Origin of the sequence: Synechococcus sp. UW179B (assembly GCF_900474245.1) — a bacterium.
In the GTDB taxonomy this organism is placed as follows: domain Bacteria; phylum Cyanobacteriota; class Cyanobacteriia; order PCC-6307; family Cyanobiaceae; genus Synechococcus_C.
The window spans coordinates 76,399-96,078 of sequence record NZ_UCNZ01000009.1; the positions used below are offsets into that span (position 1 = coordinate 76,399).

Consider the following 19,680-nt stretch of genomic DNA (forward strand, 5'->3'; position numbering starts at 1 on the left):
CGATTAGTAATCGACACCGCGCTTGAGATCCACGCCCTGCTCGGCGTAATGCTTATGGCACACCATCTCTGAATGAACGCTCGCAAGGTCGAAATAGGCCGGCTGGTGTTTGCACCGGCCGGTAATGATCACTTCCGTCTCTGTTGGCTTACGGAGCAAGGCCTGAACGATGGGCTCAACCGGAAGAAGTTCGAGATCCACGGTGGGATTTAACTCATCAAGGATCACGGTTTTGTACAGCCCGCTCGCGATCGCAGCCCTGGCGATTTCCCAGGCCCGTTCCGCTTCCACGTAGTCGATGGGTTGTTGCTGGCCTCGCCAAACGATGGCATCACGTCCTGAACGGAGGTGATCCACTAAGTGGGGGTAACTCTCACGCAAGGCTGCGATCGCAGCATCTTCGGTGTACCCACTTCCACCTTTGAGCCACTGAAGGATCAGAACGCGATGGCTTTTGTCCTGGCTGATGCCTCTGCCGATCGCCTGCAGAGCTTTCCCGAGGGCACTGGTGGATTTTCCCTTCCCTTCACCGGTATAAATCTCGATGCCGCCTGCTGTCACAAAGGACAGAGCGGCGTTGTTGTCCACCTCGGGGCGTCGGTGCGCGCGCATCTCAGAGTGCAGATCGGCGATCTCTACCAACCGGCGTGGAGCGCCACGTCCGGTGACGATGATTTCCATCCCTTCCGGTCTGCTCTTCAGAGACCGGATCACATCTTCGGTTTCGAGGAGGCCAAGATCCAAGACTGGATTCAGTTCATCGAGAACCACCACGGAGTACAAAGCGCTTGCAATGGCCCCTTTGGCGATGTCCCAACCCCGTTGAGCTTCCTGTCGGTCGAAGCGTTTGACTTCGTCCACACTGAAATAGTCTCCCCGGCCGGTTCGCACCTGATCGATCAAGTGGGGGAAGCCCTGTTGCAGAGCTTCGATCGCGGCGTCTTCGTCATAAGCCCGACCTGGACCTTTTAAGAATCGAAGCAGCAGAACTCTGGTGCGCCTTTGCTCGCAGATCCCGAGCCCAATCGTTCGCAGGACAACGCCTAAGGCTGCTTGGCTTTTGCCTTTGCCTTCGCCGTCATACACGTGGAGTTGACCGAGGCTCCGCTCACGGCTGTCAGCAGCTGTGACGATTCCAACGCCGCGATTGCTGCGAGCACGGTTGGCTTGAGACGTATTGGATGAGACTGCATCCATTGGCAGCAAAAGGATGAGTCTTCTTACGCTGGGAGCATACAGAGATTTGAAGCGAAGGCATTGACCAACGTGATGTTCCGCCAGCTCGAAGCTTTGTCAGAGCTGGAATGTGACGTCTTGGAGCGGTTGCGTGATTTCTTGGCCGCTCAGAAGCATGTGTGTGTGGCTTACTCAGGTGGTGTTGACAGCAGCCTCGTCGCAGCCATCGCCCATGAGCAGCTTGGTGACCAGGCCTTAGCGATTACGGGCGTTTCGCCCTCCCTCGCTCCCCATCTCCTGTTGGAAGCGCGCCAGCAGGCGGCCTGGCTTGGGATGCGGCACCAGGAGGTCTCCACCCTTGAGCTTGAGGATCCGAGTTACACCAGTAACCCGCAGGATCGTTGCTATGCCTGCAAGCGAGAGCTGCATCGCCATCTGGCTCCGATTGCTGCGGAAGCCAACGGCGCTCTCGTTCTTGATGGGGTGAATCAGGACGATCTGGGAGATCATCGTCCTGGGATTGCAGCGGCGAAGGAGGCCGGTGTTCGCTCTCCTCTGGCTGAGCTTGGGATCACAAAGGCGACTGTTCGACGCTTGTCTTGGGCTCTTGGTTTTCCTTGGTGGGATAAGCCTGCGCAGCCTTGCCTGGCCTCCCGTTTTCCCTACGGAGAAGCCATCAGCAGTGAGCGTCTCCAGCGGGTTGGGCAGGCTGAGGCCTGGCTGATTGAGCAGGACTTCGATCAGGTTCGGGTCCGTAGTCACGGACTCGCCGCGCGTGTGGAGGTTCCAGAGGAACGCATTACCGATTTGTTGCAGCCTTCGCTGCGGCGTGAGCTCGTGAAAACCCTTCTCAGCCTTGGCTTCACCTCGGTGAGTGTGGATGTGGAAGGGCTTGTGAGCGGCAAGCTCAATCGCGGCTAGGTGATCAAACGCTCACTTCGTTACGACTGTGGCGCTGGTTCCCCACTTTGAATAGTTTTTATCAAGATGAATTCTTCTTGTGGCACTGCATCAATCCCGTCATCATCTCCGTGACAGTGAGGAGCAGGCGTTGGTTGATGCCATGCTCTCTCCTCTGCCAAAACATCACTTTCCTGGAGAAGGGAGGGAAGGAAGCTCCACAGTTCAACTTTTAAAAGAAGAGTTGCTCCTCGATGGGAATAGTAAGCAGAACTTAGCCACGTTTTGTCAGACTTATCAGGCGCAAAGCGCGATGGAGTTGATGGCTCTGGGAGTGGATAAAAATCTCATCGATAAAGATGAATATCCGCAGACGGCTGAGCTTGAGAGTCGCTGTGTTTCGATGATGGCCGACTTGTGGAATGCTCCTGGCGCTGCCGTTGGATGCTCCACCATTGGGAGCAGCGAAGCTGCCATGCTCGGCGGGATGGCCGCGAAGTGGCGTTGGCGAAAGCGTCGCGAGGCGGCTGGCTTGCCAACAGATAAGCCCAACATGGTGTGTGGCAGTGTGCAGATCTGCTGGAAGAAATTTGCGCGCTATTGGGATATTGAAATGCGTGAATTAGAGATGCTTACTGGTGAATTATGTATCAGTCCTGAGCGTGTTATTGAGGCTGTGGATGAGAACACGATTTTTGTTGTACCCACGCTGGGGGTGACGTATCACGGCCTTTATGAGGACATTGAGTCCATCAGCAAGGCTTTGGATGACCTTCAGGCTCGTACGGGCCTTGATGTGCCGATTCACGTGGATGCGGCCAGTGGTGGCTTTCTTGCACCGTTCTGTGCGCCGGATCTCCCCCTGTGGGACTTTCGCTTAGAACGCGTGAAATCGATTAACGCTTCAGGCCATAAATTTGGTCTGGCACCCCTGGGCGTGGGCTGGGTTCTCTGGCGTAGTCAGGATGATCTGCCCGATGAGCTGGTCTTTCACGTGACCTATCTGGGTGGAGACATGCCGACATTCCAGATTAATTTTTCAAGGCCGGCAGGTCAGGTGATCGCTCAATATCACGAATTTGTGCGCTTGGGTCGAGAGGGCTATCGCATGCTTCATATGGCCAGTCATGCCAATGCGCAGTACTTCGCCGAAAAATTACGGGAGATGGACCTTTTCAAAATCATCCATGACGGTGCTCCCGACCAGGGCATTCCCACCGTGGTTTGGACTCTTGATGAGAATCCGGATCATGGCTTCAACCTCTATGACTTTGCCGATCGGTTGCGGATGCGTGGCTGGCAGGTGCCTGCCTATCCCTTTACGGGAGAACTGGAATCAAAAGCCTTCCAACGAATTTTGGTGAAGCGAGACTTCACTCGCGACATGGCGGACTTGCTTCTGCAAGACATCAGGCAAGCCATTGAACATTTTCAGAAGCACCCGATTACGAACAATCTGCTCGCCGCAGAGGCGGCGTCTTACAACCACCTCTGAGCCCAGGTCTTGCACTCAGGCCGCGATCGGAACGGCCGGCATGCGCTCGGTTGTTCCAAGCGCTGCCGGTGTTTCCCGTAAGAAGCTGCGTAGGGCGTGACGACCAGCCCCTAGGTCTTCGCACAGCACCTCACAGGCTTTCTCCGGCATGGTGTGGTCACCACAGGTAAAAACATCCACGGCCGCGTATCCGTTTTCAGGCCAGGTGTGAATGGAGATGTGGGATTCAGCCAGGAGTGCCAGACCTGTCACCCCTTGGGGTTCGAAGCGGTGGGTGATCAGGTTGAGCAGAGTTGCACCAGCACGCTGGGCTGCTGTCGTGATGGTGTGTCTGAGAAAAGTTTCGTCGTCGAGCTTTGAAGGGTCGCAGTCGTAGAGCTCGAGAATGCAGTGTTTACCAACCATGTCGGTTGCACTGGTGTCGGTTGCACTGCGCGTGGTCGCGTCGGAGCTGAGGTCTGTAGTGCTCTCTTTCGTCGCCCATCCCGGGTTGGGATGCAGGCTGAACAAGGACTGCTCCATCAAGAATCTTCATGTAAATGGCCCGCGACCCTACCGCGTCTCGGACTGTGATCTCAAGCTGTCTGCCTCGAGAATCTGCGACTGCTCACGCCATCCGCCTTCAAAGGCGTCGAGATGGGTGGCACTAACAAGGCATTGATGGTTTTCTCCAACGGCCTCGAGGAGGGCCAGCTGCCGTGTGTGGTCGAGTTCTGCCAAAACGTCATCCAGCAAAAGAAGGGGAGGTTCGCCACAGAGTTCCCCGACCAGTTGTAACTCCGCCATCTTCAAGGCCAGCACCAGGGTGCGTTGTTGGCCAGATGAGCCGAACCGTCTTGCCGCGGTTCCATTGATCCGCATTTCGATTTCGTCGCGATGAGGTCCAACTCGGCAGCTGCCTAAACGTTCTTCTTCCTTGCGTTGGTCTCGGAGCTGTTGCTCAATCGCCAGTCGCCAGGATTCCTCCTGTTCTTCTCCGATCAAGGCACTGCCAGGGGTGTAGCAAAGCTGAAGTTGCTCCCGGCCTTCACTCAGCCTGTCTTGCCATACAGCGGCGAGGGGCTCTAGTCGGGCAAGGGCTCGCAGACGCCTGCGATGAATGCGTGTGCTCACAAGAGCCATTTGGCTATCAAAGCTTTCGAGGAGCGCTTGCGGTTCCATGCCTGTGGATAACCCTCCCCGTCGCCAGAATTGGGCCCGCTGTCTCAGCAAGCGCCCGTAGCGACTGATGAGATCGGCATAAACAGGCTCCAGCTGAAGCACAACACGATCGAGCCACTGGCGGCGCAGGGCGGGCTCGCCTCTCACGAGATGCAGGTCGAGGGCGCTGAAGCCCACGCAGCGCAGAGGACCAATCAAGTCCAGCTGTCGTTGCAGTGGTTTCCCGTTGCGCTTGGCTTGGCGTCCGCCGCGGCGACGCAGCTCCAGTTCAAGGATCTGCTGGTCTGCGCAGGTTGCCTTTAGCAGGGCACGGCTGGCGTCCCAATGGATGAGATCCCCATCCTGGCTGGCTCGGTGCGAGCGCAGGCTGCCGAGGAGCTCCACGGATTCCAGCAGGTTTGATTTGCCCACACCGTTGCTACCGATCACCAGGAGGCGTGGTGCCTTGATCTCCAGCTGCAGGTTGCTGTGGTTGCGAAAGCCCTGCAGTTGAAGCTGGAGAAGCCGAATTGGTCCGAATGCGTCGTGTCGCTAAGGTACTTGGATCGGCCGGTTTTGCCGATCAATACCCGCAGCTGTTGCGACAGCCGCAGGGGCATGTAGCTCAGTTGGATAGAGCATCAGATTCCGGTTCTGAGGGTCGGGGGTTCGAGTCCCTCCATGCTCGTCATCAATCAGGCTCCAGCCTTCATCGGAGCCTTAAGCCCATGGCGCGAATTCCGCCAGGGTCAAGGATGAAACCTTGTTTCTTCAATCCCTCCAGTGCAATGGCGGGAGCGGAGATCGAGATGCTGCAGCCTGGTAATTCTTTTTTCAAGCGTGCAAGGGCGTGATGCACTAACGCGTTCAGCAGCGAGTTCTGATCGTCGCCAGGAGAGGCGGCGAGGTTCCAGAGATTGGCATTCAAGGCCAGATCGCTTGTGGCTCGGATAAAGCCAACCAGCGCTTGATCGCGCTCGTCGATGATGCTGAGTTGCCAGAGGCTGCGACTGAGCGCCAAGGGCCAACGCTCCACTGGATGCGCTGGCTCACCGCAGGACATCAGCAGCGCATTGATCGCCTCACCGCTCGGATGGGGCTCGGTCTGCAGCCGGTAATGGGCAGGCAGTCGTGGTGCCGCGGCCTGCTGTCGGAACGGAAGCGGTGACACTCAGCCTGTATTGCGCATGCCTGCCGCGATTCCGTTGATGGTGAGAAGCGCACCGCGCAGGAGCTCACTGCGGCTGTAGGTGCGCCCGTCTCCATCGCTGCTGGGCGATTCACTCATCGGTGGTTGACGGTTTTGATCTCTCAGGCGGCGCAACAACGCCACTTGTAGAAAACCAAGCGGAACGATCGTGCGATTGCGTAGGTCAACCGAGAGCTGTAGGGCTGGATCGGCGTCAAGAAGTCTCTCTTGGCCTGTGATGGCCAACACAAGCCCCTTGGTTCGGGCATATTCATCGGCCACCGTGGCGTAAATCTTCTCAAACGCATCATGGTGTTCGGCACTGCCCAAACTGGTCACGTAATGACGCGCTAAATCGAGATCCACCTTGGAGAGAGTCATCTCCACTTTGGAGATCAGCATGCGGAAGAAAGGCCAGCGCTGATGCAAGGTGCGCAACAAGGTGAGTTGGTCTGGATCCGCCTCAAGCTCTTCACTCAGGGCTGAACCCACCCCAAACCAGCTGGGAAGCAAGAAGCGGCTCTGGGTCCAGCCGAACACCCAGGGAATGGCCCGCAGGCTGGAAAGGTCTCGGGCGCCTGTTTTCCTGCGTGCGGGGCGACTGGAAATCTGCAGTTTGCTGATTTCTTCAATGGGCGTGACCTGTTGAAAAAAGGCCACTAGATCAGGGTTGTCGTGCACCAAGGCTCGGTAATGGCGGCGAGAGCTTTTGGCGAGCCTGGACATCAATTCATTCCAGCTCGGTGTCGCATCGAGTTGGTTGGTCACCAGGCTGTTTTGGATCACCGCGGTGGTCACGGTCTCCAGGTTGTACAGAGCCAGCTCCGGCAGGCTGTACTTCGAGGCCAGAACTTCGCCCTGCTCCGTGATCTTGATGCGTCCCTGCAGGGTCCCACTGGGCTGAGCCAAGATCGCTTGGTAGGCCGGGCCTCCACCACGTCCTACAGAGCCACCACGCCCGTGGAATAGACGCAGGGCAATGCCCTGACGAGAGGCCAAATCTTGCAAGGCGATTTGGGCTTGATGGATTTCCCAGTTGCTGGAGAGGAATCCCGAATCCTTATTGCTATCGGAGTAACCGAGCATGAGCTCCTGCAGAAGCAGCCCCTGGGTGCCGACCTGGGGCAGCAAATCTCGATAGAGCGGGGTCTGGAACAGTTGTTCCATCACCTCAGGGGCCCTTTGCAGATCCTCCACGGTCTCGAACAGTGGAACGACAAGCAGGTCGGCATGGCGGGCCGAAGGATCCACCAATCCCGCTTCTTTGGCGAGCAGCAGCACCTCGAGCAAATCGGAGACGCTGTGACTCATCGAGATCACGTAGGTGCCGCAAATACGGCTGCCGAATTCATCCTGCAAACGGTGCAGCATCCTGAACACATCCACCGTTTCAGCTGTGGCTGCGGACCAGCTAACCGCCGGAGGAATCAAGGGACGACGCGTTTGTAATTCCTCCATCAACCAGGCCACACGCTCCGTTTCGTCCATTTCTCCGTAAGCACGATCTGGATTGATGTACCGGCTCAGTTCGTCAATGGCATCACTGTGTCGCGTGCTCTCTTGCCGGATGTCGAGACCTGCGAGTGAAAACCCAAAGATGTGCACTTGGGTAAGCAGTGTGTCGAGGGGTTCACAGCTCAGATCTGTGTTGACCAAACTGGTGCGGATCAGTTCCAGTTCGCTGCGGAACTCAGCGATGGAGCCGTAGTGCAGAGCATCACCTGGGGTGTTTCCTGGAGCACAAGATGGCAATCCTTCAGGAGGGGTTCTCCAGCCAGCATCAGCCAGTTGCTGGTTGCGCAATTGCGTGAGTCGCAGGCGCTCCAGCACAAAGCTGAGCTTGAGCCGATAGGGCTCAAGCCGGTATCGGGTGGCGCGCTCCTCGTATACGTCTGGGAAGCGCAGTCGGTCCATTTCCAACGATTCGAGCAGGGGAGCACTCACCTGGCTCCATTGCATGGAAATGCTGAGTTGATTGCGAAGGTGTTGAACGGCGCTCACGTACCGGTCAAGCATTAACTGGCGCTGATAACAGGCTGTACGCCAGGTGATTTCAGTGGTGACGGAGGGGTTTCCATCCCGGTCGGACCCCACCCATGATCCAAACGTGCAAAACGATGACGAAGGAACCCTGACGTCTGGATAGCTCGCCGCAAGGGACGCGACGATCCGCCGCCGCAGCTGCGGCATGGCATTGAACAGAACCTGTTGGAAGTAATGAAGGGCGTAGTCCACTTCATCCAAAACCGATGGCTTGAACTGATGGAGCTCATCGGTTCGCCACCAAAGCCGAATCTCTTCTTCCAGCTGCAGTCGCACGCTGTCCGTTGCCCCTGAGGGTGTCAGCGGCTGCGTTTCAAGTTGCTGAAGGAGACTGGCCACGCGTCGCTGTTTGTGGCGCACGGTATGGCGCACGATTTCCGTGGGGTGGGCCGTGAAGACCAAACGGATATCGAGTTCTTGGAGCAGGGCCTCAAGCTTGGCTGGGGGAACGTTGAGACGTCTGAGGCGCTCAAATAATTCTCGAAATGTTGCTGGTTCGGTCTGGGTGGCCAGAGGCGGAGCAAATGGATCGACGTGCTCTGCCTGGTCCTGGGATCGATTAATGCTCTCGAGATAGGTGTCCTCTTCGATGCGTTGTTCGAGGATGTTGACGAGTTGGAAATACAACGAGAACGCTCTTGCGGCAGCGATGGCCTCGGCAAGATCCATCTCCTTGATCAGATCGATCAGGGCATCGGTTCCCGCTGGATGTTCACCAGGAAGCACCGGATCACTGAGCTGCTTCATGCGCAGCAGTCGCTCGGCCTGCTCCGGTGGACATTCGCTGCGCAGAACGGTTTGCCACAGGTCTTCAACAAGAGCAAGCCGTTGCTGCAGGAGCTGTCCACCGCCTGTTTCGTGGCCATCAGCCCTGGGCTGTGTGCTCTCAGGAATCAGGGCTGAGGACGAATGCATCGATGGGAAACCGCTATCAGATGGAGTCATGATCATCCCAAAGCGTCAGCAAGGGATTGGTCGATCGGCTGTTCTTCCCGTTCCATCTCGAGGATGCCAGTGCGGAATTCCTCTTCAAGGCTGCGTCCATCGTCGATTCCTTTGAGCCAACGCATGGCTTGATTCCCTTCCGCAAGAACGGATTCGAGAGGGAGCAGAGAGGAGGCCAGTTCCAGGTCGTGCGCTAGAGGCATCACGGCATTGATCATCTCCCGCAGCCAGTCGCGACATAAGCGTTGGCGACCATCACGCCAATCATGCAGCTGTGCATCAAGGCTATGCCTGGCGGCAGCGGCGTCATTGGTATCGCTGAGCACCATCAGTTGTTCGGCGTTCAGTTCACTCGCCTTGAAGGGGTCGAGTTGATCGGGCTCCTGAAGCAACATCAACACGCGCAGTTCCATCAGGGCTGTAATCGCCAGAAGCAGATCTGGATTGGTGACTAAATCGCAGATCCGCAGTTCGATCCGATTGAGATCAAAGGGCCGTTGAGGACCATTGGGACGGACTGAGGTCCATAGATGGCGCACGTTATGCATGCGCCCCTCCACCAGCTGGGTGTCCGTCCATTCCACGAAATGCTCGAGATCGCGAAACAGGGGGACCTGTTTGGGAGTGAGGGGGAATTGCAGCCAACGTTGTGAATGGGCGCCGGTGATCTGGCGGTTGAGAAAGGGTGAACTGGCGCTCAGTGCAAGCAGAAGGGCTGCTTCACAACGCACAAGCCGAAGCGCGGGGAATAAATCGGCCGGGTCACTGATCCCCAGGTTGATATGAATGCTGGCTGTGACGACCGTGGTGCCGTAGGTGGCTTCGATGAGGTCGTGATACGGGTCGTTTGGATTCGATCGTTCAAATCGCGAGGCATCACCCAAGGTGAGAGTGCTGCCTGGGAGCAAGGTGAGATCACGTTCTGCCAGCCACGTCCGGAGGCGGCGGCGCGGCGCGAGCAGGGCCTCCTTGAGCTTCCCGTAATCGGACTCAGGCTCTGTGATGTACTCCAGATTGCGGTGGTCTGGCTCAACGCAAAATTCAGAGAGGTCCTGCTTGACCAGCTCGGCAACACCAACATTTTCACCGTCGCTCCGACCGGTGAATAGCTCCACTTCAAACCCTTTGAGTCTGAGCTTTTGGATCATGACTCTGCATCCTCAAGGCAAGCGAGAGCGGTGAGCATGGCGCGGGCCTTGTTCAGGGTTTCTTGGTACTCAGAAGCGGGGTCGGAATCGGCGACGACGCCAGCGCCGGCTTGCACTTGAATGTTCCACCCCCCATCAGGATGAGGACGGACCACCATGGTGCGGATGGTGATAGCCGTATTCAGAGCGCCGGCCAGATCTACAGAACCGTAGACGCCGGAGTAGGGCCCTCGAGCATCGGGCTCCAACTGGTTAATGAGCTGCATGGCCCTGATCTTTGGAGCGCCGCTCACCGTTCCCGCCGGGAACGAGGCCATCAGCAAGTCCCAGACGTCACGTCCTTGAGCTAATCGTCCTTCCACCTGGCTGACGATGTGCATCACATGGGAGTAGCGCTCGATCACCATCAGCTCCTTGACATCCACCGTGCCAGCGGCGCAAACCCGGCCTAGGTCATTGCGGCCAAGGTCAACCAACATCACATGCTCAGCCCGTTCTTTGGGATCAGCAAGGAGATCCACTTCAAAATTTCGGTCTTCCAGCTCATTGCGCCCGCGTGGGCGCGTGCCAGCGATGGGCCTCAGGCTGGCACGAATGCCTCCCTGGTCTGGTTCTGCCTTGACCATCACTTCAGGGCTTGAGCCGATCAGGTACCAGTCCCCGAAATCAAAGAAGGCCATGTAAGGGGATGGATTGACCATCCTCAAGCTCCGGTAGATCTCTAAGGGTGGTTGCGAGACGCGTGTTTCCAGCCGTTGGCTGATCACGAGCTGGAAGGCGTCTCCTGCGGCGATGTGTTCTTGGGCCGTGGCAACGGCTTGTTGATAATTCTCTGGGGATCGATTGCTCTCTGTTTCAGGAGTAGGCCTCGCATCCGGCTTCCAGCGCAGGGGACGCACCTGGGGGAGAGGTGATGCCATCCTGCTTTCAAGCCCATCGATGCGAGCCATGGCTTCGTCCCAGGCCTGATCTGCGGTTTTGGCCGCGGCCCTCGTGCTGCTCAAATCTCCGTAAGCCACAGCCGTGATCAAACGCTTCACTTGATCGATGATCAAGATGCTGTCCATCAGCATCCAAATGCCGTCAGGAGGGGCGTCCTCGTCGGCTTGATGCACGGGAACGCTGGGTTCAATCCAGCGGATCAGCTCATATCCCCACATCCCATACAACTGCCCAAGGGGTGGCAGCCCTGGGAGGGAGACAGGCTTGTAGGCATTCGTGCATTCACGAAGAACGTCGAGAGGATTGCCTTGAAAGCTCTCTTCGTAGCCGTCTCGCCAGCGGCGGGTTAGGGCATTCCCTCTGGCTGAGAGGGTCCATAAAGGATCACAGGCAATCACACTCCAACGTCCAAGGTTCTCGCCACCTTCGACAGATTCGAGTAGGACCCCGGGCGGGTGGCCTTCACCGACCTTAAGCCAGGTGGTGAGAGGGGTTTCCAGATCAGCGGGCCAGCTATGGGCTACGGGAATGAATGTTGCCCCGCAGCGTGCTGCTTCAAAAAAGGCGGAGCGGTCGGGGCAGAGCATGAGGAGATTGTCGCAACCGACCGCTGGGCATCATGGCCGAACGCTGGTCAGGAGTCGAACGTGTTGCGGCCGCTGAACTTGATGTTTGCGGGATTGGGATTCGCTCCGATTCTCCTGGGGTTGTGTCCCACCATGGGCCGTCCCTCGTTGACCTTCTCAGAGAAGACACCATCCAATGGATGGAGGAACTCGGTGTCACCACCAGGGAAGATCCGATAGATCTTGAAGTCTTCGATCCGAGGCTTGAACTTTGTGCGGAGTTGGGTGCCCAACGCCAAGCACTGTTCCTTGCGGGCGAAATACATGATGTTTTCGCCAGAAACCATCATCGCGGCTCCGCCTGTGGGCAGTTCAAAGGCTTGCGCGCTTTTGCTGGTCCAGGTGATCGCGTACTTCTCTTCCGTTTCAGCGGAATTGAGCAGCCCGCCGGTGCTTCCGATGTACTGGGGGAGCTGACCGGTTAAAGCGGATGCTGTCATAGCTTTCCTCGGAATTCGGCATGCCGTGATGTCAAAAAATTAGCATCGCGGTTCGGGCCTGATCGCTCTTCTGGCCTGGAAGCTTCACACCCGTCAACAATGCGGGGCTAAAGGGAAAAATACAGTTAAACCACGATCTCTTCGCTGGGTGAGGCGGCCGCCTAGTCGGGCGAGTAGACGCCGCGTAGCGGTCTGACTGAGCTGCAAACTTCCCGTATCTGGATTCCAGCTCAGTACGGGGCCAAGTTGGGCGATGGGTTCTGGACTGGCGCCCTCTTCTCCACGTTCTGCAGGACTCTGGCCATGCAGTTGCAACTTGAGACGAGCTCCAGCGGGTTGCAGGGTCAGCATGAGCTGGCTTCCACTGGGAAGACCTCGACTGCAACGGTCGACCAGGCCTCCCAGCATCGGCTCCAGGCGACTTGGATCGCTGAGAACGGACGGCAGGTTGCTGGCGATGGAAAGACTGAGCTCGATGCCGCGCCGCTGGAGCTGCTGTTCCCAGGAGGGCGTTAAGAGGCTGATCATGCTGCCGAGATCAGTTTGAGCCAGCACGGAGGGGCTTTCTGGCTGGCGTTGTAGCTCTGCCGCCTGAAAGATCAGGCCAAAGCGGTCAATTTGTTCGCTGCATTCGGTGTCGATCATCTGAAGGCGCTTGATCACGGTTTCGGGCAAGTCATTGCGCCTCAACAAGGAGCGGATCAAGGTGCGAATCGTTGAAAGAGGTGTTCGCACTTCATGGGCGATGGCCTCAAGCAAGGACAACTCCTTATCCACCTTGTTCGCCGCTGAGTCTTGTTCACTCGCTTTTTGTGGGTGCTGTTGGCTCTTGACAGGAGCTGATGCCGATGCCTGCAAGGTCACGGTGGGAGCCATGCTCGCGAGTCGCACCGCCAGGCTTGGCCAGAAGGTTTGCCCGAGGGCACAGCTGCTTTGCAGAGGGCCGAGCGCTTCGAGGGCTTGATGAAGAGCCAGTGCTTGATCGGGGGCATCCTGTTTCAGCCTTTGTTCAATCAGCCCAAGCACGGTGCCAAGGGTTTCAGGCTCACTGCGCATGAGCAGCTGCCGTTGGTTTGGTTCTCCATGGAGGGCTAAGGCAATTTGCACCTTGGCTGTGATCACAACCAACAGCGGGTCGTGGCTGTCCCCCTCATGAAGGGGCAGGTGCCTGAAGGTCGATGCCTGGAGCGACTGGGTGGCTCCTCCCTGGCTTTTGCCAGCTCTCAAGAGGTCTGGAGGCAGGAGGCTTGTGGTGGGCGAGGTGAGAGCTCCGAGTGCCTGCGGTGCCCAGACCCATCCCTGCAGGCTGTTCAAGAGCTGGGGTGAATACAGCGCGGGCAAGGGGGCCGCAAGCCAAACGCCAGCTGGAGCTTGTTCGTTCTGTAGAAGCGTTTCCTGAAGCGTTTCCAACGCAGCCCACCACATCCGCCGCGCCGTTGAGTCATCGGAGCATCCCGCGCTCACGCCTTGGGCCATCTGTTGGTGAATGCTCTGGAGCAACATCACTGGCTCATCGGTTCAGGGACCGCTTGGAGCGCCTTGACACCGAAAGACATAGGCCTAAGGCGAGGAAATTCACGACCATGGCGCTTCGGCCGTAACTCATAAACGGAAGGGGGATGCCAGTTACAGGACCCAGGCCAATGGTCATGAAGATGTTCACGACCACTTGAAACATCAGCATGGTGGCGACACCAATCACCACGAGTGATTCGAAATCAGAACGGCTTTGCCCGGCCACCTGCAGGAGGCGCCCCATTAAGAGGGCAAATCCGATCACAACGAGCAGCGTTCCTAAGAATCCAGTCTCTTCTCCAAGGGCACTGAAGATGAAGTCGGTGTGTTGTTCAGGAATAAAGCGCAATTTCGTGAGTTGCCCTTGAAGCAGCCCCATCCCAAACAAGCCACCCGATCCAATGCCAACGGTGCTTTGCAACAGGTGATAGCCACCCCCGAGGGGGTCTTTGGCCGGGTCCAGAAACAGCACGAGGCGATCGCGCTGATAGTCCTGTAAGCCGTGCATCCACATCCAAGGGGTGACGAGGGCCGCCGTCGATTGCACGATCATCACGAGTGCGAGCGCCACCCGTTTCCAGGGCAATGATCGGTAGGCAATGATCATGGTTAAAGGGATCCAGGCCGCGAGTCCCCAGGGGAACAGGCCTGCGAGCAGGGCCGTCGCCAAGGGTGAGAGCAGCAGCACGAGCCACTCAATCGGCATGCCAGACCAATAGAGCATCGTGAGAAGCAGCGCTCCAAAAACGAGCGATGTTCCGAGGTCAGGTTGGATGAACACCAGCAACCAAGGAATCGAGATGATTCCCAGCGGCCGCAGCAGATCGACGGGCCGTTCGACAGGGTGCCGATCGAGCACGGCCGCCAGCAAAAGAATCGCCGACAATTTTGCGAACTCGGACGGCTGCACGTGCACTCCGCCGATGCTGATCCAGCGTTGAGCGCCAAGCGCAGTGGTGCCGATCAGGCGAACGGCCACCAGGCTGATCACCGTGATGGCGTAGATCGGAATCAGCAGTGGTTTCAGCCGAAGCAAGGGAAGCCGGGCGAGCACCAGCGCGATCACAACTCCCACAGCAGCTGTGATCCAGTGGTGATACCAGTCGGCGTAATCAGCTTGGCGCTGGGTGCTTGCGATCAAGAGACCCGCCACCATGACCATGGCGAGGGGGACACCCCACAAAACCGGCTCCTTGAGTCGCCAGCCTTTGCGTCGGCGGTTGAGAGCGAACAGGCTGTGTTCACGACTCATCGGGCCCATTTTCATGCTCAGCTGATCGCTTGAAGGCTGTTGGCAACTGTTTCAGCCAGCTCTTTGAAGGCCTGTGCACTCACGGAGCTGGGGTGGCTGATGCTGATAGGCCGGCCTTGATCGCCTCCCTCTTGCACGGACATTTCCATCGGGATCTGGGCTAAGAGGGGAACGTCGAAGGCGTCCGCCAATGTTTGTCCGCCCCCGGATCCAAACAGGGCGTAGCTCCTGTCGGGCTGATCAGGTGGGATGAAGGCGCTCATGTTCTCAACGACACCAAGAACCGGGACGCCCATCTGAAGGAACATGGCCAAGCCTCGCCTGGCATCTTGCAACGCCACTTTTTGCGGCGTGGTCACGATCACCACTCCTGCCATGGGAACGGCCTGGGCCAGGGAAAGTTGGGCATCGCCAGTTCCAGGTGGAAGATCGACAACCAGCACATCGCGCTCGCTCCAGTCCACCTGATAGAGAAACTGTCGAATAATTCCGTTCAGCATCGGTCCACGCCAGATGACTGGTTGGTTTTCTTCGATCAACAACCCCATCGAGACCACGGCGACCCCGCAGCTCTCCAGTGGGATCATCCGCTGCTCATCACCAGAGCCATTGACCTCGGGGCTTTGATCGGCAACGCCAAGCATGATCGGCGCATTAGGGCCGTAAATATCAGCATCGAGTAAGCCAACACGAAGTCCCTGTTTTGCCAGGGAGCAAGCAAGATTGACCGCCACGGTGCTTTTGCCCACGCCTCCTTTCCCACTGCTAACGGCAATGACTTGTTTGACCCCTGGGATGGGCTGGCGTTCGGCTGCTTGGCCATGGCCGGCTTGACCAATGCCTCCTTGAGAAGGAGGGGTGCCTACTTCAATTTGGACTTCTTGAATGGTTTCAAGGGCTAAAAGTCGTTCCCGTGCCTCAGCGACGATCCTGTCCCGTTGGCCTTGGGCAAAGCCAGGCAGATTGAGACGGAGCACCGCTCGGGGGGGATCCACTCGCACGCGATCCAGCCAGCCGAGATCCACAACAGAGCGATTGCTCCCTGCATCCAAAATCCCTTTCAGCAACTCAGCTGCCTGTTCTGCTATGGCCATGCATCTGTTGCGTTGGGGTGGATCCTAGGGGCGCCGCCCATGACAGTCCTTCACACATGCTTGTCGGGACCGCTGTCAGGCTGAAATGGTCGTTTGATCGTTCATCGCCATTTCATGGTTCGCTCTCTCCTTAAGCGCCTCAAGGGCAAGATCTTGCTCTCCTCGGATGCCACGGGGGAGCGACCACCTTCCGATTCCCGCACGCGAGCCAGGGCGCTGGTGCAGGGCCTCCAAGATGAAATTTGCGCTGGTCTCGAGCAACTGGATGGCAGCGCCCATTTTCAGGAGGAGAGTTGGGATCGTCCGGAAGGAGGTGGTGGACGTTCGCGGGTGATGACCGAGGGGCGGGTGTTTGAGCAGGGAGGGGTGAACTTTTCCGAGGTACACGGCAAAGAATTGCCACCATCGATCCTCAAGCAGCGTCCTGAGGCCAAAGGGCATCCCTGGTTCGCAACCGGAACGTCGATGGTGTTGCACCCTCGCAATCCCTTCATTCCGACGGTTCATTTGAACTATCGCTACTTCGAGGCGGGCCCTGTTTGGTGGTTTGGAGGGGGTGCCGATCTCACGCCTTTTTATCCGTTCCTCGAGGATGCCCGCCATTTCCATCGAGAGCACCAGCGGGCCTGTGATTCCATTGACCCCAAGCTCTACACCGTGTTTAAGCCTTGGTGCGATGAATATTTCTTCCTGAAGCACCGCCAGGAGACACGGGGGATCGGGGGGATTTTCTACGACTACCAAGATGGAAGTGGTCGCCTGTATCGAGGGCAGGATGCAGAGGGACCTGCGGCGCGGCAAGCCGCAGAAATCGGCGTGTGCCCACTGGGTTGGGACCAGTTGCACGACCTGGCGCGCGCTTGTGGACAAGCCTTCTTGCCTGCCTACACCCCGATTGTGGAGAAGCGCAATCCACTCCCCTATGGAGAGAGAGAACGTCAATTTCAGCTCTACCGGCGTGGCCGCTACGTGGAATTCAATCTGGTCTGGGATCGGGGCACGATTTTTGGACTGCAGACCAACGGTCGTACGGAATCGATCTTGATGTCTCTTCCTCCGATGGCACGCTGGCAGTACGGCTATCGAGCCCCTGAAGGATCCCGGGAGGAATTACTCACAGACCTGTTTACCCGTCCGCAGGATTGGTTTGGAGATTCGACCCTTGAGGACCGTTGCCGCCCTCATCAGGCGATTGATTAACGCCTTGCTCCAAGGCATCCACCACACGTAGCGCCAAGCATTCGATCGTTTGGAGTTGCGTGTTGGGGTCGCGGAGCTTTTGCTCTAAGGGCGGTTCCAGCATTCCAATTTCGAGAATGCCAATTCCCCGCCGTGGCCCGCCTAAACCACCTCGGAACAGTCTCGGGAAGCGCCCAAAGGCCTTGCCCAGGCTTTCGTCAATCGTGTTGAGGGGTCTGTTGATGGCTGGGATGAGGCCTGAGCCGAATCCATAGGGGCTATAGGCATCGAAATGAATTTCGAGGATGTATTCGCCTTTGGCTGAACGCACCCTCGCCTGCGACCAATTGGTCTTGGGGTGATTGTCATTCCGGATCGTGAGTGCGGGTGGGTTGTAGTCGCTGATATTGAGAGCTCGGGCCTTCCCTTGGCGAACCACGGCCTTCTGAACTTTCAAATTCCAGTACAGCTCGTCGCGCATGCGTGCATCCATCGGAGCTTGCTTCTTCACTCCAACAGCAAATCCAGGCGTGCCTGCACTGTTCATCCCCTGGGAGTCGGCATGCCCCGCCATGACGACAATGGGGGCGTCTTTTGCTGTAAGGGTCGTCCCCACCCAACGGCCAGGCTTACGGGTCCTCGCTCCCAGCAACGGGTCAGGGTTGGCTGGAGCTGGGCATGCTGATGGCTTAACAAGCGTGCTGTCTGTCTTCGCAGCGGCGCTGTCTGGACTCCAAAGGTTTTGCTCTTTTGCCTGCGTGAGCACCAGGGCGGCCATGGTCAGCACGGTGACGCCGATCGGGATGGTGACCCGTTTGCGCTGCAGCCAGGCCGGAATGGGGGGCATGGGTTTCAGATGGGGGAGGAGAGCAAAGAGCCATCGCTGGCGAGTTCAAGGGGTTCGCCTAAAGCCAGCTCGAGGGCGATCAATTCGTCGCGGTGCGCACGAAGCCTGAGGGTGCTTCCTTCTTGGGGTGCTGGTTCGATCAAACGGATTTGGATGCCTTCCTGACGGGCTGCCCGTCGGCTGTAAACCCAACCGGCGAGGGGCCCAAACAGGATGAGCGAGAGCGGCCACCAGCCAAGCGATGGGTTGAGCTCACGCAACACGAGTCCGAGGCAGCCTGCGCCAACCCCGCCGAGAATGGAGAGCAACACCGCCAATGGGTTGCTGGAGGCCACGCGCCCGCGATATTCGAGCAAACATCGCTCTGCATCGCCGCCATCGCGAATCCAACCGCGACTCTCGAGCCATGTGCAGAGTCCTTCCATGACTTCAAGCGCGGGCCTGGGGGAGTGCACCTCCACCACGGTGGTGCGATCTTTGCTGGCGGCTCGCAAGAAGAACACGAGTCCAATGGCCAACAGCAGAGTTAGCAACAATGTGGATGTCTGTGTGGTTGGCATCCGCCGCGCTTGGTCTTTTGGTCCACCTGTTCTAGGTGGTCACGGGGTCATGTTCGAGGAGCCAGCGCTGCCATGGTTCCATCAACCGCTCAGCCTCGGCTCTGGCCTCCTCATGGAGATGGAGCATGCGGCGAGGACGGCCGCGGCTTGGACAGCGCTTGCTGTAGCACTCAAGCAGTTCTTGCTGATTTAAAAAGTCAACGGCCTGGTGCAGGACGGTTTCAGACACGCGCAACTGTGGATGTTCCCGTTGAAGTCTCTGGAGCAGTCCAGAGGGATAGCTGTCGTGCTGGAGAAGGCAGGCCAAGATCCAGCACACCGCCAGTTCGAGATCTAAAAACAGTGGTGGTGGTTGCTGAAAATAATGTTCGATATCGGCCAGGCAGTTGTGAGTGGCGCTGCGACGGTGGAGCATAAAGCCGATTGATCTCAATTTGGTCTAGCTCGGTCTCGGTTTGATTTTCAAGCCGCGAATGGGAAAACATTCCGCGTGCGGACAGGAGGTCAAAGTGGTGAGCTGGGTCCCCACTTCTCTGTTGCCATGACTGACATCACTGCACAGCCTCGAGCGTTTGCTGTTTTCGATGGCGATCTTGATGCGGACTGGGCGGAGCGTTACAGCCATGCCACCGCTCTCGCCGTGGATACGGAAGCGATGGGTTTGATTCATGGACGGGATCGTCTCTGTCTGGTTCAAATCTGTGATGCCGAAGATCAGGTGTCTTGCGTTCGCATCGCCCTGGGGCAAACCGAGGCCCCACGCCTGAAAGCGTTGATGGAACAGGCCTCGATCGAGAAAGTGTTCCATTTCGCCCGCTTTGATGTGGCGGCGCTTGCGACCGGGCTGGGCATCAGGGTGAACCCCATTTTCTGCACCAAGGTTGGGAGTCGGTTAGCCCGCACCTACAGCCCTCGCCATGGACTCAAGGAGGTGGTGATGGAGCTGGTGGGTGTGGAGCTGGATAAGCAGGCCCAAAGCAGTGATTGGGGTCGTGTGGATGAACTCAGCCACACCCAACTCGCCTATGCGGCGAACGATGCGCGCTACTTACTCCCCGCCCGAGACCGCCTCAAGGAGATGTTGCAGCGTGAGGGGCGCTGGGACCTTGCCGAGCGTTGCTTTGGTTGCATTCCGGTGATGTCTGATCTCGATCGCTTTCGCTTCACCCAGACCTTTGAGCATTGAGGC

Annotated in this window: 18 protein-coding genes and 1 tRNA gene; 5 read left to right on the forward strand and 14 right to left on the reverse strand. The window is 57.8% G+C overall.

The annotated features are described in order from the left end of the window. Window positions 1-3: 3 nt before the first annotated feature. Complete coding sequence (locus tag DXY38_RS05005) at window positions 4-1,197, reverse strand: cob(I)yrinic acid a,c-diamide adenosyltransferase (protein WP_006854843.1); 1,194 nt, start codon at window positions 1,195-1,197, stop codon at window positions 4-6. Window positions 1,198-1,269: 72 nt separating this feature from the next. Between DXY38_RS05005 and larE the strand changes: the two genes are divergently transcribed. Both larE and DXY38_RS05015 read left to right on the forward strand, forming a co-directional pair. After that, the gene (gene larE, locus DXY38_RS05010; RefSeq protein WP_115070780.1) at window positions 1,270-2,097 is read left to right on the forward strand and encodes an ATP-dependent sacrificial sulfur transferase LarE; all 828 of its coding nucleotides are present in this window, start codon (window positions 1,270-1,272) and stop codon (window positions 2,095-2,097) included. Between the two features lie 79 nt (window positions 2,098-2,176). After that, on the forward strand, window positions 2,177-3,571 hold the full coding sequence (locus tag DXY38_RS05015; protein WP_115070704.1) for a glutamate decarboxylase: 1,395 nt from the start codon (window positions 2,177-2,179) through the stop codon (window positions 3,569-3,571). Window positions 3,572-3,586: 15 nt separating this feature from the next. On the opposite strand, the gene speD is transcribed toward DXY38_RS05015, so the two are convergent. Both speD and recF read right to left on the reverse strand, forming a co-directional pair. Next, the gene (gene speD / locus DXY38_RS05020) at window positions 3,587-4,093 is read right to left on the reverse strand and encodes an adenosylmethionine decarboxylase (RefSeq protein WP_115070705.1); all 507 of its coding nucleotides are present in this window, start codon (window positions 4,091-4,093) and stop codon (window positions 3,587-3,589) included. A 30-nt stretch (window positions 4,094-4,123) separates the two neighbouring features. Continuing rightward, on the reverse strand, window positions 4,124-5,221 hold the full coding sequence (gene recF / locus DXY38_RS05025) for a DNA replication/repair protein RecF (RefSeq protein WP_244279020.1): 1,098 nt from the start codon (window positions 5,219-5,221) through the stop codon (window positions 4,124-4,126). Between the two features lie 104 nt (window positions 5,222-5,325). Between recF and DXY38_RS05030 the strand changes: the two genes are divergently transcribed. Further along, a tRNA-Arg gene (locus DXY38_RS05030) sits at window positions 5,326-5,399 on the forward strand. 21 nt (window positions 5,400-5,420) lie between these two features. Here DXY38_RS05030 and DXY38_RS05035 read toward each other — a convergent pair. From DXY38_RS05035 to DXY38_RS05070, 8 genes are all read right to left on the reverse strand, one after another. Further along, on the reverse strand, window positions 5,421-5,882 hold the full coding sequence (locus DXY38_RS05035) for an N-acetyltransferase (protein WP_115070707.1): 462 nt from the start codon (window positions 5,880-5,882) through the stop codon (window positions 5,421-5,423). Beyond that, window positions 5,883-8,894, reverse strand: coding sequence for a phosphoenolpyruvate carboxylase (gene ppc / locus DXY38_RS05040; protein ID WP_170952858.1), 3,012 nt, complete (start codon window positions 8,892-8,894; stop codon window positions 5,883-5,885). Further along, the gene (gene gshA, locus DXY38_RS05045; RefSeq protein ID WP_115070709.1) at window positions 8,891-10,036 is read right to left on the reverse strand and encodes a glutamate--cysteine ligase; all 1,146 of its coding nucleotides are present in this window, start codon (window positions 10,034-10,036) and stop codon (window positions 8,891-8,893) included. The genes ppc and gshA overlap by 4 nt, the downstream gene beginning before the upstream one ends. Further along, complete coding sequence (locus DXY38_RS05050; protein ID WP_115070710.1) at window positions 10,033-11,565, reverse strand: anthranilate synthase component I family protein; 1,533 nt, start codon at window positions 11,563-11,565, stop codon at window positions 10,033-10,035. Before DXY38_RS05050 ends, gshA begins: the two co-directional genes overlap by 4 nt. A gap of 47 nt (window positions 11,566-11,612) precedes the next feature. Further along, complete coding sequence (locus tag DXY38_RS05055) at window positions 11,613-12,044, reverse strand: photosystem I reaction center subunit II PsaD (protein ID WP_038014855.1); 432 nt, start codon at window positions 12,042-12,044, stop codon at window positions 11,613-11,615. Window positions 12,045-12,137: 93 nt separating this feature from the next. After that, window positions 12,138-13,547 carry a sensor histidine kinase KdpD gene (locus DXY38_RS05060; protein WP_115070711.1) on the reverse strand — a complete coding sequence of 470 codons (1,410 nt, stop codon included), beginning with the start codon at window positions 13,545-13,547 and terminating at the stop codon, window positions 12,138-12,140. Window positions 13,548-13,554: 7 nt separating this feature from the next. After that, entirely contained in the window at window positions 13,555-14,826 is a 1,272-nt protein-coding gene (rodA, locus tag DXY38_RS05065) for a rod shape-determining protein RodA (RefSeq protein WP_170952859.1), read from the reverse strand. A 2-nt stretch (window positions 14,827-14,828) separates the two neighbouring features. Further along, window positions 14,829-15,905 (reverse strand): Mrp/NBP35 family ATP-binding protein, encoded by a 1,077-nt coding sequence (locus tag DXY38_RS05070; protein WP_115070712.1) that lies wholly within the window; start codon window positions 15,903-15,905, stop codon window positions 14,829-14,831. Between the two features lie 114 nt (window positions 15,906-16,019). Between DXY38_RS05070 and hemF the strand changes: the two genes are divergently transcribed. Next, the gene (gene hemF, locus DXY38_RS05075) at window positions 16,020-17,105 is read left to right on the forward strand and encodes an oxygen-dependent coproporphyrinogen oxidase (RefSeq protein ID WP_115070713.1); all 1,086 of its coding nucleotides are present in this window, start codon (window positions 16,020-16,022) and stop codon (window positions 17,103-17,105) included. Here hemF and DXY38_RS05080 read toward each other — a convergent pair. From DXY38_RS05080 to DXY38_RS05090, 3 genes are read right to left on the reverse strand one after another with little or no spacing between them, the layout of a single operon-like run. Next, on the reverse strand, window positions 17,032-17,931 hold the full coding sequence (locus tag DXY38_RS05080; protein WP_115070714.1) for an N-acetylmuramoyl-L-alanine amidase: 900 nt from the start codon (window positions 17,929-17,931) through the stop codon (window positions 17,032-17,034). The genes hemF and DXY38_RS05080 overlap by 74 nt on opposite strands. Window positions 17,932-17,936: 5 nt before the next feature. Further along, the gene (locus DXY38_RS05085) at window positions 17,937-18,491 is read right to left on the reverse strand and encodes a cofactor assembly of complex C subunit B (RefSeq protein ID WP_115070715.1); all 555 of its coding nucleotides are present in this window, start codon (window positions 18,489-18,491) and stop codon (window positions 17,937-17,939) included. A gap of 31 nt (window positions 18,492-18,522) precedes the next feature. Then, on the reverse strand, window positions 18,523-18,906 hold the full coding sequence (locus DXY38_RS05090) for a PadR family transcriptional regulator (RefSeq protein WP_115070716.1): 384 nt from the start codon (window positions 18,904-18,906) through the stop codon (window positions 18,523-18,525). A gap of 126 nt (window positions 18,907-19,032) precedes the next feature. Between DXY38_RS05090 and DXY38_RS05095 the strand changes: the two genes are divergently transcribed. Further along, window positions 19,033-19,677, forward strand: a complete 645-nt coding sequence (locus DXY38_RS05095) for a ribonuclease D (protein ID WP_115070782.1) — start codon at window positions 19,033-19,035, stop codon at window positions 19,675-19,677. Window positions 19,678-19,680 lie beyond the last annotated feature (3 nt).